Raw genomic sequence first — 15,401 nt, forward strand, 5'->3', positions numbered from 1 at the left:
AGTTGAATTTTTAAGATTAACCTATAATTTGGTAAATAGTCGCCTTAATTAGGGGAGCGGGAAAGCGAAATCGAATGAGTCAGATTTGATTTCATTTCCGCTCCTATTTATTATTAGTAACCATATTGTAAAAATAGTAGAGTTTAAGTATTAGAAATTAATGCTTTTCCGTTATAAGATAGATAATGTAAAAAATACATACGCGACAGTTAAAGAAATGATTTGAAATAGTAACGTAGTGTAATTAATAGTAAGGTGGTTATCGTCATGTCAATGACAAATCAAGAAAAATTTAAGGTCTTAGCAGATCAAATTAAAATTGCAGATCATTTGGATCCAGAAATTTTAGCACAAAGTGAATTAACGCGTGTAGATGTTAAAACAACTGATCGTATTTGGGTATTTCAGATAACATTTCCATATTTTTTACCTATAGAAGATTATCTGTTATTTATGAATGCAATCACTGAAGAATTTAAAACAATTGCCAAAGTTGATTGCAATTTTACAGTTACGAATAAAGTGAATCAAGACGAATATGCCTTGAAATACTTTAGTTATTGTATTGATCAAACGCAATTATCGCCAAAAGTAAAAGGTCAGCTTAAGCAAAAACGCTTAATTATGTCAGGGGATGTTCTCAAAGTCATGTGTCAGAATGATATAGAACGAGATCATTTTGATAAAGCTTGCAATGGGAGTTTGATTAAAGCATTTCAACAATGTGGATTTGCAATCAGTAGTATCATTTTTGAAACTGATCATACTTCAAATGGAGACGATTTAGCATCATTAGAGGCACATATTCAACAAGAAGATGAAAAAAGTGCACGTGAAGCCACTGAAAAGTTAGAAAAGATGCGCGCTGAAAAAGCCAAACAACAAGATAATAACGAAAGCGCTGTAGCTAAATGTCAAATTGGTAAACCGATTCAAATAGAAAATGTAAAACCTATTGAATCAATTATCGAAGAAGAATTTAAAGTTGCGGTGGAAGGTGTTATCTTTGATATTAATTTAAAAGAATTGAAAAGCGGACGTCATATTGTTGAATTAAAAGTTACAGATTACACCGATTCATTAGTGTTGAAAATGTTCACTAGAAAAAATAAAGATGATTTAGCTCATTTTAAAGCCCTTAGTGTTGGTAAATGGGTACGAGCACAAGGTCGAATAGAAGAAGACACATTCGTACGTGACTTAGTAATGATGATGTCTGATATAGAAGAAATAAAAAAAGCAGTTAAACAAGACAAAGCAGATGAGAAACGCGTAGAATTTCATTTGCATTCATCCATGAGTCAGATGGACGGCATTCCGAATATAAGTGCATATGTGGACCAAGCAGCCAAATGGGGTCATAAAGCGATTGCAATTACTGATCATAATGTGGTTCAAGCATTTCCAGATGCGCATGCTGCAGCTGAAAAAAATAATATTAAAATGATATATGGTATGGAAGGCATGTTGGTTGATGATGGTGTGCCTATAGCTTACAAGCCACAAGATATTGATTTAAAAACTGCAACATACGTTGTTTTTGACGTTGAAACAACAGGTTTATCTAATCAGTATGATAAAATTATTGAACTCGCAGCTGTAAAAGTAAAAGAAGGAGAAATCATTGATAAGTTTGAACGTTTTAGTAATCCACATGAACGTTTATCTGAAACAATCAAGAATTTAACGCATATCACTGACGATATGCTCGTCAATGCGCCTGAAATTGAAACAGTATTAACAGAGTTTAAAGAGTGGGTCGGCGATGCGATATTTGTAGCACATAATGCATCATTTGATATGGGATTCATAGATACCGGTTATGAAAAAACTGGTCTAGGTGCATCAACGAATGGTGTGATAGATACACTTGAACTTTCCAGAACTATCAACACAGAATATGGTAAGCATGGTCTGAATTTCTTAGCTAAAAAATATGGTGTAGATTTAACACAGCATCACAGAGCGATTTATGATACTGAAGCAACAGCTTATATTTTTATAAAAATGTTAAAACAATTAGAAGAAGCGGAAGTTTATAATCATCAAGATATTAATAAATCGTTATCTAATGAAGATGCGTATAAACGTGCACGTCCAAACCACGTAACACTTATTGTGCAAAATCAACAAGGCTTGAAAAATTTATTTAAAATAGTAAGTGCGTCTTTAGTTAAATATTATTATAGAACACCTAGAATTCCACGATCATTATTAGATGAATATCGTGAAGGTATTCTTGTTGGTTCTGCATGTGATGAAGGTGAAGTATTTACTGCAGTAATGCAAAAAGATCAATCTCAAGTGGAAAGAATAGCAAAATACTATGATTTCATTGAAGTTCAGCCACCTGCATTATATCAAGATTTAATAGATAGAGAACTGGTGAGAGATAATGAAACATTGCATGAAATTTATCAACGCCTTATTCAAGCTGGAGATGTAAATGATATTCCTGTCATTGCTACAGGGAACGCGCATTATCTAAACGAACATGATGGTATTGCACGTAAAATTTTAATTGCATCACAGCCAGGTAACCCGTTAAATCGTAGTACTTTACCTGAGGCACACTTTAGAACAACAGATGAAATGTTAGACGAATTACATTTCTTAGGTGAAGCAAAAGCTCATGAACTAGTTGTTAAAAACACGAATGAATTAGCAGACCGTATCGAACGTGTAGTTCCGATAAAAGATGAATTGTATACGCCGCGTATGGAAGGTGCTAATGATGAAATACGAGATATGAGCTATGCCAATGCCAGAGCATTATATGGCGAAGATTTACCACAAATTGTAATCGACCGATTAGAGAAAGAACTTGAAAGTATCATTGGGAATGGATTCTCTGTTATATATTTAATTTCGCAAAGACTTGTTAAAAAATCGCTGGATGACGGTTACCTAGTAGGTTCACGTGGCTCTGTAGGTTCGAGTTTTGTAGCGACAATGACTGAAATTACAGAAGTTAATCCATTACCACCGCATTATATTTGTCCACAATGTAAAGAAAGTGAGTTCTTTAACGATGGATCCATTGGCTCTGGTTTTGATTTACCAGATAAAAAATGTGGCACATGTGGTTGTGAATTGATTAAAGAAGGGCAAGATATTCCTTTTGAAACTTTCTTAGGCTTCAAAGGTGATAAAGTGCCTGATATCGACTTGAACTTTAGTGGTGAGTATCAACCTCAAGCTCATAATTACACAAAAGAATTGTTTGGTGAAGACAAAGTCTTTCGTGCCGGTACTATTGGTACGGTGGCAGAAAAAACAGCTTTCGGTTTTGTGAAAGGATTTTTAAACGATCAAGGCATTCACAAAAGAGGAGCTGAAGTTGACAGACTCGTGAAAGGTTGCACGGGTGTTAAACGTACAACAGGACAACATCCAGGTGGCATCATCGTTGTCCCAGATTATATGGATATCTACGATTTTACACCTGTTCAATTTCCGGCAGATGATCAATCATCAGCTTGGATGACAACACATTTTGATTTCCACTCAATACATGATAACGTATTGAAACTGGATATATTAGGACACGATGACCCGACCATGATCCGTATGTTACAGGATTTATCAGGTATTGATCCTAAAACGATACCTGTTGATGATAAGGAAACCATGGGGATTTTTAGTTCACCAGAACCATTAGGTGTAACATCAGAGCAAATTTTATGTAAAACTGGTACATTTGGTGTGCCTGAATTTGGTACAGGATTTGTTCGTCAAATGTTAGAAGATACCAAACCAACTACATTTTCAGAATTAGTTAGAATATCTGGATTATCACATGGTACGGATGTTTGGCTAGGTAACGCACAAGATTTAATACGCTCAGGAACTTGCGATTTATCAAGTGTCATTTGTTGTCGTGATGATATTATGGTTTATCTAATGTATAACGGTTTAGAACCTTCACTAGCCTTCAAGACAATGGAATTTGTGCGTAAAGGTAAAGGGCTTACGGATGATATGGTTGAAGCAATGGTAGACAATGAAGTGCCTGATTGGTATTTAGATTCATGTAGAAAAATTAAATACATGTTCCCTAAAGCGCATGCTGCAGCATATGTGTTGATGGCGGTACGTATTGCATATTTCAAAGTCCATTACCCACTTTACTACTATGCAAGCTACTTTACGGTGCGTGCATCTGATTTTGATTTAATCTCAATGATTAAAGATAAAGAAGGTATTCGAAATACAGTAAACGATATGTATTCGCGCTACATGGATTTAGCCAAAAAAGAAAAAGATACATTAACTGTATTAGAAATCATGAATGAAATGGCGCAACGTGGTTATCGTATGCAACCGATAAGTTTAGAGAAAAGCAAAGCATTTGATTTTATCATTGAAGATGATAGTTTAATTCCACCGTTTATTGCTGTTCCTGGATTAGGAGAAAACGTTGCGCAACGCATAGTTGAAGCACGTGAAGAGGGACCGTTTTTATCTAAAGAAGATTTAAATAAAAAAGCTGGCTTGTCACAAAAAGTCATTGAGTATTTAGACGAACTTGGTTCATTACCTAACTTGCCAGATAAAGCACAATTATCAATATTTGATATGTAATCGTGCAATATAGTGATTGAAATTGAATATCAAAATGCTAAATTTATAAAAATTTGATATTAGTTATTGTCATACTATATGAAAAGATATAGTTGTTTGTATAGGAAATAAACATATGGTATAATAATATTGCTTAAAAAATTAGACTCAGGCAGGAAGAGTGGGCGTTATACCCGCTCTTTTCTATTTGCCAAAAAAGGAGGTCAGTATGAGTAAAGTAACTGAGCAAGTTGAATCAATTATTCAACCCGTCCTTGACGACTTAAATTTCGAATTAGTTGAAGTCGAATACACAAAAGAAGGAAAAGATTACTTCTTAAGAGTATCCATTGATAAAGAAGGTGGCGTCGATTTAAACGATTGCGCCCTAGCTTCTGAAAAGATTAGTGAAGTTATGGATGAAGAAGATCCTATTCAAGAAATGTATTATTTAGATGTAGCTTCTCCAGGTGCTGAAAGACCTATAAAAAAAGAAAAAGATTTCCAAAATGCTGTTTCAAAACCGATATACGTTTCTTTATATGCTCCTATTGAAGGTGGAAAAGAATGGTTAGGTATCTTAAAAGAAGTAACAAGTGAAACGATTATTATGGAAGTAAAAGAAAAATCAAAGAAGAAACAAGTTGAAATTCCAAGAAATAAAATCGCTAAAGCACGTCATGCTGTAATGCTTTAATGTGATGAGGAGGATGATAAATCGTGTCAAGTAATGAATTATTATTAGCAACTGAATATTTAGAAAAAGAAAAAAAGATTCCAAGAGAAGTTTTAATTGATGCAATTGAAGCAGCGCTGATTACTGCATATAAAAAGAACTATGACAGTGCAAGAAGTGTACGCGTTGAGTTAAACATGGATGAAGGTACATTTCATGTGATTGCTCGTAAACAAGTCGTAGAAGAAGTAATGGATAATAGAGAAGAAATCGACTTAAGTACAGCACTAGTTAAAAATCCAGCATATGAAGTTGGTGATATCTACGAAGAAGATGTAACGCCAAGTGATTTTGGACGTGTAGGTGCACAAGCTGCGAAACAAGCTGTAATGCAACGTTTACGCGATGCTGAGCGTGAAATATTATATGATGAGTTTATCGATAAAGAAGATGATATTGTTAATGGTCTCATTGATAGAGTCGATCATCGTTATGTATACGTTAATTTAGGACGCACAGAAGCTGTTTTATCTGAAGCTGAAAGAAGCCCTAATGATAGCTACATTCCTAATGAGAGAATTAGAGTATATGTCAATAAAGTAGAGCAAACTACAAAAGGGCCTCAAATTTACGTTTCACGTAGCCATCCAGGATTATTAAAACGCTTGTTTGAACAAGAAGTACCAGAAATTTTTGACGGTACAGTAATTGTAAAATCAGTTGCTCGTGAAGCTGGAGATCGCTCTAAAATCAGCGTTCATTCAGATAATCCAGATATTGATGCAGTAGGTGCATGTGTAGGTGCTAAAGGTTCCCGTGTTGAAGCGGTTGTAGAAGAATTAGGTGGCGAAAAAATTGACATTGTTCAATGGAATGAAGATCCGAAGGTATTTGTTAAAAATGCTTTAAGCCCTTCTCAAGTACTACAAGTTATTGTTGATGAAGAAAACCAATCAACGGTTGTTGTTGTGCCTGACTATCAATTATCTTTAGCAATCGGTAAGCGTGGACAAAACGCACGTTTAGCTGCCAAATTAACTGGTTGGAAAATTGATATAAAATCAGAAAGTGATGCTAGAGCTGAAGGCGTTTATCCTACAGATGAAGCGATTGAAACTGAGGATGTTGAAAATATTGAACAAAACACAGACATTGATTTAGAAGACGTTAATACAGAAATTAATGACTTCAAAAAAGATGATGAAACAGATAGCTTGGATGAAGAAGACGCTGAAAAATAAATTGGAGTGAGCTTTATGAAAAAGAAAAAAATTCCAATGCGTAAATGTATACTTTCAAACGACATGCACCCTAAAAAAGATATGATTCGAGTTGTTATTAATAAAGAAGGCGAAATTTTTGCTGATGCAACTGGAAAACAACAAGGTCGTGGTGCATATGTATCAAAAGATGTTAAATTAGTAGAAGATGCACAAAAAAAAGGTGTATTAGAAAAATACTTTAAGGTTGATGCAGAAACTCTAAATCCTGTATATAAGGAAATTATACGTCTTATTTATCGTGAAGAGATACCTAAATGACTATAGAGAAAATCGTGAATTTTTTAGGGTTAGCAATGCGTGCTGGAAAAGTTAAAACAGGTGAATCAGTCATTTTAAATGACATTAAGAAAAATAGATTGAAGCTCGTAATTATTGCAACTGATGCTTCTGAAAATACAATGACAATGTTTCAGAACAAGTGTGAAAGTTACCATATATCATTTCGTATATTTGGAACGAGAGCTGAATTAGGACAAGCTTTAGGTAAAGCAGAACGAGTTAACATTGGAATCACTGATCAAGGCTTTGCTAAAAAGTTAGTGTCAATGATAGATGAATATCGTAAGGAGTGACTATATGAGTAAAATAAGAATTTACGAATACGCCAAAGATTTAAAATTAAAAAGTAAAGATATTATAGACGAATTAAAGAAGATGGACGTTGAGGTAACGAGCCATATGCAAACGTTAGAAGACGACCAAATAAAAGCATTAGATAAAGTTTATAAACCAGAGAAATCCAATCAATCAGAACAAAAACAACAAGGTCAAAATCAACAGAAATCATCAAATAGCAAGTCTAATGCTAATAAAAAAGATAATAGTAATCAAAATCACAAGCAAAATAATAAAAATAATAACAAAAATAAGAAGAACAACAAGAACAATAAAAATAACAATAAAAACAAACAAACTAAACAGGAAGAACCAAAAGAAATACCTTCAAACATCACTTATCAAGAAGGTATAACAGTGGGAGAACTTGCTGAGAAAATTAATGTTGATTCTTCAGAAATTATTAAAAAGTTATTCTTATTAGGAATAATGGCTAACATTAATCAAGCATTAGATGATGAAACATTAGAATTGATTGCTGATGATTATGGTGTGGAAGTGGAAAAAGAAGTTGTTATTGATGAAGAAGATTTATCAATTTATTTTGATGATGAATCTGAAGATGAAGATGCAGTAGAAAGACCAGCAGTCGTTACTATTATGGGACATGTTGACCATGGTAAAACAACATTATTGGATTCTATCCGTCACACACAAGTAACAGCAGGTGAAGCTGGTGGTATCACACAACATATTGGTGCTTATCAAATTGAAAATGATGGCAAAAAAATTACTTTCCTTGATACACCAGGACATGCTGCATTCACAACGATGCGTGCACGTGGTGCACAAGTAACTGATATTACAATTTTGGTAGTAGCAGCAGATGATGGTGTAATGCCTCAAACGATAGAAGCTATTAATCATGCCAAAGAGGCAAATGTACCAACAATTGTAGCTGTTAATAAAGTTGATAAACCAACTGCTAACCCAGACCGAGTAATGCAAGAATTGACTGAATATGGTTTGATTCCTGAAGCCTGGGGTGGCGATACAATTTTCGTACCACTTTCTGCTTTAAGCGGTGATGGTATTGAAGATTTAATAGAAATGATTGTACTTACATCTGAAATACAAGAACTAAAAGCTAATCCTGATAAAAAAGCAGTGGGTACAGTGATAGAAGCAGAATTAGATAAATCACGTGGTCCATCTGCATCACTTCTAGTACAAAATGGTACGCTACATGTCGGAGATGCATTGGTTGTTGGTAATACGTATGGTAGAATTCGTGCGATGGTTAACGATTTAGGTCAAAGAATTAAATCTGCAAAGCCATCTACTCCTGTTGAAATTACAGGTATTCATGATGTACCACAAGCTGGGGACCGTTTTGTTGTGTTTAAAGATGAGAAACAAGCAAGACGTATTGGAGAAGCACGTCATGAAGCCAATGTTTTACAACAACGTCAAGAAAGTAAGAGCGTTTCACTAGATAATTTATTTGAACAAATGAAACAAGGTGAAATGAAAGATTTAAATGTCATCATTAAAGGTGATGTCCAAGGCTCTGTAGAAGCACTTGCAGCTTCATTAATGAAAATTGAAGTAGAAGGTGTTAATGTTCGTATTATTCACACTGCAGTAGGTGCGATAAACGAATCCGATGTGACCTTAGCGAATGCATCAAATGGTATTATCATTGGTTTCAATGTAAGACCTGATACAGGTGCCAAACGTGCAGCTGAAACAGAAGGTGTAGACATGAGATTACACCGCGTCATTTATAGCGTTATTGAAGAAATAGAAGCTGCAATGAAAGGCTTGCTAGATCCAGAATACGAAGAACAAGTGATTGGCCAAGCAGAAGTACGTCAAACATTTAAAGTTTCAAAAGTAGGTACAATTGCTGGTAGTTATGTTACAGATGGTAAGATTACGAGAAATGCGGGTGTCCGTGTTATCAGAGATGGTATTGTTCAATTTGAAGGTGAACTGGACACGTTAAAACGTTATAAAGACGATGCTAAAGAAGTAGCCCAAGGCTATGAATGTGGTATCACAATTGAAAAATATAACGATTTAAAAGAAGGCGACATTATAGAAGCTTTCGAAATGGTTGAAATTAAAAGATAAAGATAGTTATTTTAAATAAATAAGAAAAATAAAACCGTAGGCTAACTTATAGTGTTAGCTTACGGTTTTTTTCTTTTAAATATGTTATCTTTTGGGTAAGAGCATGTGTAACTTTGAATCATTTAAAATAATTGTTTATTTTTATAATTTATTTTAATGTTTAGCTTTAAGTGCATAGTTATTTGAAAATTTAGCCTTTTATTAAGCGTTGTGAACGAGTTAAAAAAGTTTAAGTAAAATTGCTTGTTACCTTAATCTGGACACTAACTGTCTATGTACTTAATTAAACTTAGCATAAATAGGAGGTTATAAGTGATGAGTGAATACTTAAAAGAAATAAATGAATTTTGGCAAGAATACTTGGATCAATATAACTCTATTTATGACTTAGATACTTTAAATGAAATAATAAAAAGACATGACACAACCGCTTTTCTACACCCACAAGATTTAGCATACTTCAAAAGAAATTTTGGTGAAGATTTTAGTAATATCCCAAGATTTAAAAAGTTGATTGATTTTGCAAATGGGAAAGTGAAAATTAATAAGCACAGACAACGAATTGTACAAAATGATGCAGTATTAAGTCCAGCCATAGCAAGACCATATTTTGGAAATCCTGAAATAGCAGATATAGTGATTTTGAAAAAAAAGGCTGAGAATGATTTTATAATTAATGACCCTTCATTACCAGAAGAAATGGTAGTACATTATCGTAATAGAATATTGCAAGATATCCAAGGTGAGTTGAATTTAAACGGACAAAAAGTATTTCTTCCTTATATAGATCATCATTGTTGGTTTAAGAAATATATCTATAGCAATGGGTCTATATTAAAGCAATTTAATATTAATCCAAATAGAGTGATGGTTATGAATTTCTTTCCATATCAAACTGGCCATACAGCAGGTATACCAAAAGATTTTTTAACATTTAATCATTATCTACCATCTCAAGTTATGAATTTTGAACTATTATTAAAAATTATAAATGATGATAAGAGGCGGATTTATATTGTAAGTGAAGAAGAACTCTTTATTTCAATTTTTAAAAATTTTACTAATAGTGAATTACATCAATACCTTGTTGACAATTTGTTTGTGCTTTCATCTAAACAGAATAGACACATCACAGCATGTAATGTATTGAGTTATAAAGAGCATGTTAAGCGTTTAAAAAAGAAAGAGTCATTAAATAAAATAGATTATTATAAGTGGAATCAACAACAAAAAAAAGAGCGAGAGTTAGGCAATTCGGATTTTATAAGAAAACTTAAAGCTATCCAATATAAGGAAGCATTACCACGTTAGTAAAATTGAAATGACTGAAAAGGTTCGGGACATAAATGTCTCTGACTAAACAGAAAACGATAATTTCTATTGAAATAATGTAGAAATTGTCGTTTTCTTTTTTTACCAAATAGTGTAGCTCGTTGAGCTACTATTTTCCTTACATTCAATGCCATTAAGACAAACTCTAATTTTCTTTTGACTTTGTCTACCCCTCGAACTAACACTCGAGTGAAACCCAAAATAGCCTTCATGAATCCAAAAACTGGTTCTACATCAATTTTTCTTTGACTTTAGATTTTTTAGTTCCTAGTTCTGAAAGCTGCTGATTAATTTGAGATTTAAAATACTCCCAAATTAAAATGCTTCATTATCTTCTTATTCGTTTTTGAATTGTTTTTCATACATAAATTTTTAAGTGGACATTTTAAACAATCATCACATTCGTATAATATGAGTCATGTTATAATCTTTATACATAAGGCAACTCGTTAATTTGGTTTAGTAGTGTTTATTAAATTATACGAAATGCCCTTCTTTTTTTGAATAAAAAATGCAAATTGTACTGATTTTGTAACGTGCTGACGCCCGGGGAAATGATATGAGCGAGAGACTACAGGCTCGAGCCATATCCCCAGGCAAGCATGCACGATCAAAATCGGAAGATTTTAAATATAAAGAGGGCAAATCCATTGTTAAGGATTTGCCCTCTTATTTTGAGAATGGGATTTATGTCCCGGCCTTTTTAGTATGCAGTTAAATATGATAATGCTTAAATAACGATTTGATTTTATTTTTGAAATCTTCCACATAATGATCTGGCTTTAATAAAATGATTTCTTGTGGATATTCATATGCTAAGTGTAGGCATTCGCTTTTTGAAATAATGAGTTCAGCTTCAATGAATGCTTCGTTATTTTGAGCATTCAGGACTATAAATTGACGTTGAATTTGTTCCCATATAGATGAACGGAATTTCATAGTGACAGTCGGGACTTGTAGAAAAATATTTTCGTCAAAAGCTTCATCAAATTGATGAATATCAAGTATTGAATTTAAATCTTGCGTATAAATTTTGTTCTGATATATATAAGTAATCCAATATTTATTTTTGAAATGTCTTGTATATACTGGTACAACTTTATATGTTTGATGATCAACATCATTTAGCGAAATAATCTGTTTATTTTGTATGGCAAGTTGTATTTTATAAATAAGTGTTGATTCTGTTAATTCGTGATTGATTGTAAATTGATTGAGTAATGTATTAGATAAAAATTTTTCAGCTAGATTCGAATTACTGTTTAGGCCTCTAATTAAATTATATGTATCGATATGAATGTTGGGCGTGAAATTTTTCATTCTAAATAGCAGATTAAGTAACCGATTATTTTTAAATTTATAGCGATCTATTCTTATGCGATGTCGGCCTATATTGTTTTCATAAACAATTCTTGCATTTAGTCCTTCCCATTCATGGTCTTCATATAAAAAATTGTTTATATCACTAAAGTCTCGCTGTATTGATCTTACATTAACATTTAATTGTTGTGCGAGTTCTTCTTTGCTTAATTTTTTCCCATTAAATAGACGAGTGAAAATATAAAGTAGTCTTTCTGATTTATCCAAGTATACACGCTCCTAACAATTTCAATAGAACAATTCATATTTTATTAGTTTGAATTATAGCATGATATTTTCTATAATGTGTAAAACAATATAAAATAAATTAAAAACTTAGTTGTTTCCTAAATAGTAATCATTTATAAAATTCAATGTAAATTTTATAAACTACCGCAGCATTTAAAAATAAAAATGTAATAAAGTTTCAGGCTATAACACTTAAGAAATATAATTGTGCCTAACTGTAATGGAAATAATGTTTTATCGTTTCATAACAATTACCTTTTTGATTTATTATTGATTTAGCAATTAAATTTTTTTTATTAAAAAAAGAATGAAGTTTGTTTGACGTTGTGAAATGAACTGTCATATAATCTTTAAGTAAGATAAATATACATGTATGAATGATATTTGTGAGGTGAAATATATGAATATGAGAGCTGAACGTGTTGGCGAACAAATGAAACAAGAAATCATGGACATTGTTAACAATAAAGTAAAAGATCCTAGAATTGGTTTCCTAACAATAACAGAAGTTCAATTAACGAATGATTTATCTATTGCAACAATTTATTTAACTGTACTTGGTAATGACAAACAAATTGATGATACGTTTAAAGGTTTAGAGAAAGCAAAAGGTTTTATCAAATCTGAAATTGGTTCAAGAATGCGTTTAAGAATTGTACCAGATTTAAAATTTGAATACGATGAGTCTATTGACTACGGAAATAAAATTGAAAAAATGATACAAGATTTACACAAAAATGATTAATTTTCAAAGCTGAAACAAACATTCACTGAGATGTTTGTTTCAGCTTTTTTATAACCATTTCTTTATTGAGTCGTGTTAATATAAGTAAGGAATGATAATAAAAGAACGATTGAAGGTGACATTAAAATGTATAATGGTATTTTACCTGTGTACAAAGAACGTGGCTTAACAAGCCATGACGTTGTATTTAAATTAAGGAAAATTTTAAAAACCAAAAAGGTGGGGCATACTGGTACATTAGATCCTGAAGTTTCAGGTGTATTACCCATATGTATAGGTCCAGCGACTAAGGTGAGCGATTATATTATGGAAATGGGAAAGACCTATTTTGCAACTGTATATTTAGGTTTTAGTACCACTACAGAAGATCAGACAGGTGAAATTTTAGAAAAAAAGGCTATTGATGAAGACGCACTTAATGAGGAACAAATAGATAACACTTTAGCACGTTTTGAAGGTGTAATTACGCAAATCCCACCGATGTATTCATCAGTGAAGGTTAACGGTAAAAAGCTTTATGAATATGCAAGAAAAAATGAAACAGTCGAAAGGCCTTCAAGAGAAGTCGAGATTTTCGACATTAAGCGAGCGTCTGAACTACGATTTGAAAATCAAGGTTGCCAGTTTGATATCATAGTAAAATGTGGTAAAGGTACTTATATTAGAACGTTGGCAACAGATATAGGAAAAGCGCTTGAATTACCAGCACATATGTCAAAGTTAACAAGAATACAAAGTGGTGGTTTTGATATTGAAAATAGTCTTACAATCGAAGATATACAATCACTACATGAGCACGAAACATTACAGGAAAAACTTTTTCCGATAGAATATGGTCTGAGAGGTTTGAAAAAAATCAACATTTCAAATGAAAGTCAAAGATTTAAAATATTGAATGGTCAAAAATTTGATACGAATGATTTTGACCAATCCATAGATACGTTGGTTGTGATGTTTGATACACTAAATAATAAGGCATTAGCAATTTATACACCACATCCTGAGAAGCCTTATGAAATAAAACCGAAGAAGGTATTTAACTAAAGGAGAAATAGCCATGAAAGTAATTGAAGTAACTCATCCGATTCAAGAAGATCAGTATATATCAGAAGATGTAGCAATGGCTTTTGGTTTTTTTGATGGCATGCATAAAGGTCATGCAGAGGTATTTGATACTTTAGAAAAAAAGGCAGAGGCATCGAATTTAAAGAAAGCTGTGATGACATTTGATCCACATCCTTCTGTTGTTTTAAATCCTGAACTTAAACGTACGGATTACTTAACTCCGATTCAAGATAAAATAGAAATATTAGAATCTTACGGGATTGACTATTGCATTGTCATTAATTTTTCTTCTAAATTTGCGAATGTAAGTGCAGAAGAATTTATACAGGAATACATCATTAATAACCATGTAAAAGAAGTAATTGCAGGTTTTGATTTTACGTTTGGCAAATTTGGTAAAGGTAACATGATGATTTTAGACGAAATGTCGGATTTTAATACGACTATCGTAAGTAAACAAGAAATTGAATCGGAGAAAATATCTACAACAGATATTAGAAAATCACTGAAAACAGGTGACTTACAAAAGGCAAACGATGAGCTTGGATATCGATATCGTATAAAAGGCATGGTTGTACAAGGGGAAAAACGTGGAAGAACAATTGGTTTTCCTACAGCGAATGTAGAGCCGAGTGGAGATTACGTACTGCCTAAAAATGGTGTTTATGCCGTGAGTATGAAAATAGGTGCAAATGATAAGATTTATCGTGGAGCTGCCAACGTTGGTGTCAAACCAACATTTCATGATCCTTCTAAAGCACAAGTTGTCATAGAGGTGAATCTGTTTGACTTCCACGAAAACATATACGGTGAACGTGTTATCGTTTATTGGCATCATTATTTAAGACCAGAAGTTAAATTTGATGGTATAGATCCTTTAGTTGAACAAATGAATAAGGATAAAGAAAAAGCGAAATATTTACTTTCTGTTGATTTTGGTGACGAAATATCATATAATATTTAAGTCTGATGTGTTACACACACATACAAGGCACCTTTATCTTGGCAGTTCGAGACTCCGACGATTGCTCGGATAAAGGCGCATAAAAATAAAAGGAGGAAATTGACTATGGCAATTTCACAAGAACGTAAAAATGAATTAATTAAAGAATATCGTACACACGAAGCGGACACTGGTTCTCCAGAAGTACAAATCGCTGTGTTAACTGCAGAAATCACTGCATTAAACACTCACTTACGTGAACATACGAAAGATCACCATTCACGTCGTGGATTATTAAAAATGGTAGGTCGTCGTAGACACTTATTAAACTACTTACGTAGCAAAGATATTCAACGTTACCGTGAATTAATTAAATCATTAGGTATCCGTCGTTAATCTTTAGACGTATATTTATCGGGAAAGAACCTTTGGGGTCTTTCCCTTTTTTATAATTTTAGCATTTATAATTATTCATTAAACTATATACTAATATAA

At 32.7% G+C, this 15,401-nt stretch carries 12 protein-coding genes and 1 pseudogene; 11 read left to right on the plus strand and 2 right to left on the minus strand.

Annotated elements, in window-relative coordinates:
- Positions 1–267 precede the first annotated feature (267 nt).
- The 7 genes from KA873_RS05065 (at position 268) to KA873_RS05095 (ending at position 10,524) form a co-directional block, all read left to right on the plus strand.
- Positions 268–4,584: a PolC-type DNA polymerase III gene (locus KA873_RS05065; protein WP_107386098.1), complete on the plus strand. Its 4,317-nt coding sequence runs from the start codon at positions 268–270 to the stop codon at positions 4,582–4,584.
- Positions 4,585–4,792: 208 nt separating this feature from the next.
- Positions 4,793–5,260, plus strand: coding sequence for a ribosome maturation factor RimP (gene rimP, locus KA873_RS05070; protein ID WP_019468442.1), 468 nt, complete (start codon positions 4,793–4,795; stop codon positions 5,258–5,260).
- Positions 5,261–5,283: 23 nt separating this feature from the next.
- Positions 5,284–6,480: a transcription termination factor NusA gene (nusA, locus tag KA873_RS05075; RefSeq protein WP_107384967.1), complete on the plus strand. Its 1,197-nt coding sequence runs from the start codon at positions 5,284–5,286 to the stop codon at positions 6,478–6,480.
- A 15-nt stretch (positions 6,481–6,495) separates the two neighbouring features.
- On the plus strand, positions 6,496–6,780 hold the full coding sequence (gene rnpM, locus KA873_RS05080; protein ID WP_019468440.1) for an RNase P modulator RnpM: 285 nt from the start codon (positions 6,496–6,498) through the stop codon (positions 6,778–6,780).
- On the plus strand, positions 6,777–7,094 hold the full coding sequence (locus KA873_RS05085; protein WP_019468439.1) for a L7Ae/L30e/S12e/Gadd45 family ribosomal protein: 318 nt from the start codon (positions 6,777–6,779) through the stop codon (positions 7,092–7,094). The genes rnpM and KA873_RS05085 overlap by 4 nt, the downstream gene beginning before the upstream one ends.
- Before the next feature lie 4 nt (positions 7,095–7,098).
- Complete coding sequence (gene infB, locus KA873_RS05090; RefSeq protein WP_107386097.1) at positions 7,099–9,213, plus strand: translation initiation factor IF-2; 2,115 nt, start codon at positions 7,099–7,101, stop codon at positions 9,211–9,213.
- Between the two features lie 315 nt (positions 9,214–9,528).
- Positions 9,529–10,524 (plus strand): hypothetical protein, encoded by a 996-nt coding sequence (locus KA873_RS05095; protein ID WP_154409274.1) that lies wholly within the window; start codon positions 9,529–9,531, stop codon positions 10,522–10,524.
- Here KA873_RS05095 and KA873_RS05100 read toward each other — a convergent pair.
- Positions 10,513–10,955, minus strand: a pseudogene (locus KA873_RS05100) (transposase); the annotation flags it as partial. The gene KA873_RS05095 and the pseudogene KA873_RS05100 sit on opposite strands and share 12 nt — an antisense overlap.
- 304 nt (positions 10,956–11,259) lie before the next feature.
- Positions 11,260–12,132 (minus strand): HTH domain-containing protein, encoded by an 873-nt coding sequence (locus tag KA873_RS05105; protein ID WP_107521388.1) that lies wholly within the window; start codon positions 12,130–12,132, stop codon positions 11,260–11,262.
- A gap of 421 nt (positions 12,133–12,553) precedes the next feature.
- On the opposite strand from KA873_RS05105, the gene rbfA reads away from it, so the two are divergent.
- The 4 genes from rbfA to rpsO all read left to right on the plus strand — a co-directional run bounded on the left by rbfA (position 12,554) and on the right by rpsO (position 15,302).
- Positions 12,554–12,898 (plus strand): 30S ribosome-binding factor RbfA, encoded by a 345-nt coding sequence (gene rbfA / locus KA873_RS05110; RefSeq protein ID WP_019468695.1) that lies wholly within the window; start codon positions 12,554–12,556, stop codon positions 12,896–12,898.
- Positions 12,899–13,024: 126 nt separating this feature from the next.
- Positions 13,025–13,942: a tRNA pseudouridine(55) synthase TruB gene (truB, locus tag KA873_RS05115; protein WP_107505341.1), complete on the plus strand. Its 918-nt coding sequence runs from the start codon at positions 13,025–13,027 to the stop codon at positions 13,940–13,942.
- A 13-nt stretch (positions 13,943–13,955) separates the two neighbouring features.
- On the plus strand, positions 13,956–14,927 hold the full coding sequence (locus KA873_RS05120; protein WP_107384820.1) for a bifunctional riboflavin kinase/FAD synthetase: 972 nt from the start codon (positions 13,956–13,958) through the stop codon (positions 14,925–14,927).
- A 105-nt stretch (positions 14,928–15,032) separates the two neighbouring features.
- Complete coding sequence (gene rpsO / locus KA873_RS05125; RefSeq protein WP_019468698.1) at positions 15,033–15,302, plus strand: 30S ribosomal protein S15; 270 nt, start codon at positions 15,033–15,035, stop codon at positions 15,300–15,302.
- Positions 15,303–15,401: the final 99 nt, after the last annotated feature.

This window comes from Staphylococcus sp. GDY8P45P (genome assembly GCF_017892745.1).
GTDB lineage: Bacteria > Bacillota > Bacilli > Staphylococcales > Staphylococcaceae > Staphylococcus > Staphylococcus cohnii.

Bases quoted from the DNA above. Each gene is read 5' to 3' on its own strand.
- truB (WP_107505341.1), top strand. From the start codon at position 13,025: ATGTATAATGGTATTTTACCTGTGTACAAAGAACGTGGCTTAACAAGC.
- rnpM (WP_019468440.1), top strand. From the start codon at position 6,496: ATGAAAAAGAAAAAAATTCCAATGCGTAAATGTATACTTTCAAACGAC.
- KA873_RS05095 (WP_154409274.1), top strand. From the start codon at position 9,529: ATGAGTGAATACTTAAAAGAAATAAATGAATTTTGGCAAGAATACTTG.
- rpsO (WP_019468698.1), top strand. From the start codon at position 15,033: ATGGCAATTTCACAAGAACGTAAAAATGAATTAATTAAAGAATATCGT.
- KA873_RS05065 (WP_107386098.1), top strand. From the start codon at position 268: ATGTCAATGACAAATCAAGAAAAATTTAAGGTCTTAGCAGATCAAATT.
- rbfA (WP_019468695.1), top strand. From the start codon at position 12,554: ATGAATATGAGAGCTGAACGTGTTGGCGAACAAATGAAACAAGAAATC.
- rimP (WP_019468442.1), top strand. From the start codon at position 4,793: ATGAGTAAAGTAACTGAGCAAGTTGAATCAATTATTCAACCCGTCCTT.
- KA873_RS05085 (WP_019468439.1), top strand. From the start codon at position 6,777: ATGACTATAGAGAAAATCGTGAATTTTTTAGGGTTAGCAATGCGTGCT.
- KA873_RS05120 (WP_107384820.1), top strand. From the start codon at position 13,956: ATGAAAGTAATTGAAGTAACTCATCCGATTCAAGAAGATCAGTATATA.
- infB (WP_107386097.1), top strand. From the start codon at position 7,099: ATGAGTAAAATAAGAATTTACGAATACGCCAAAGATTTAAAATTAAAA.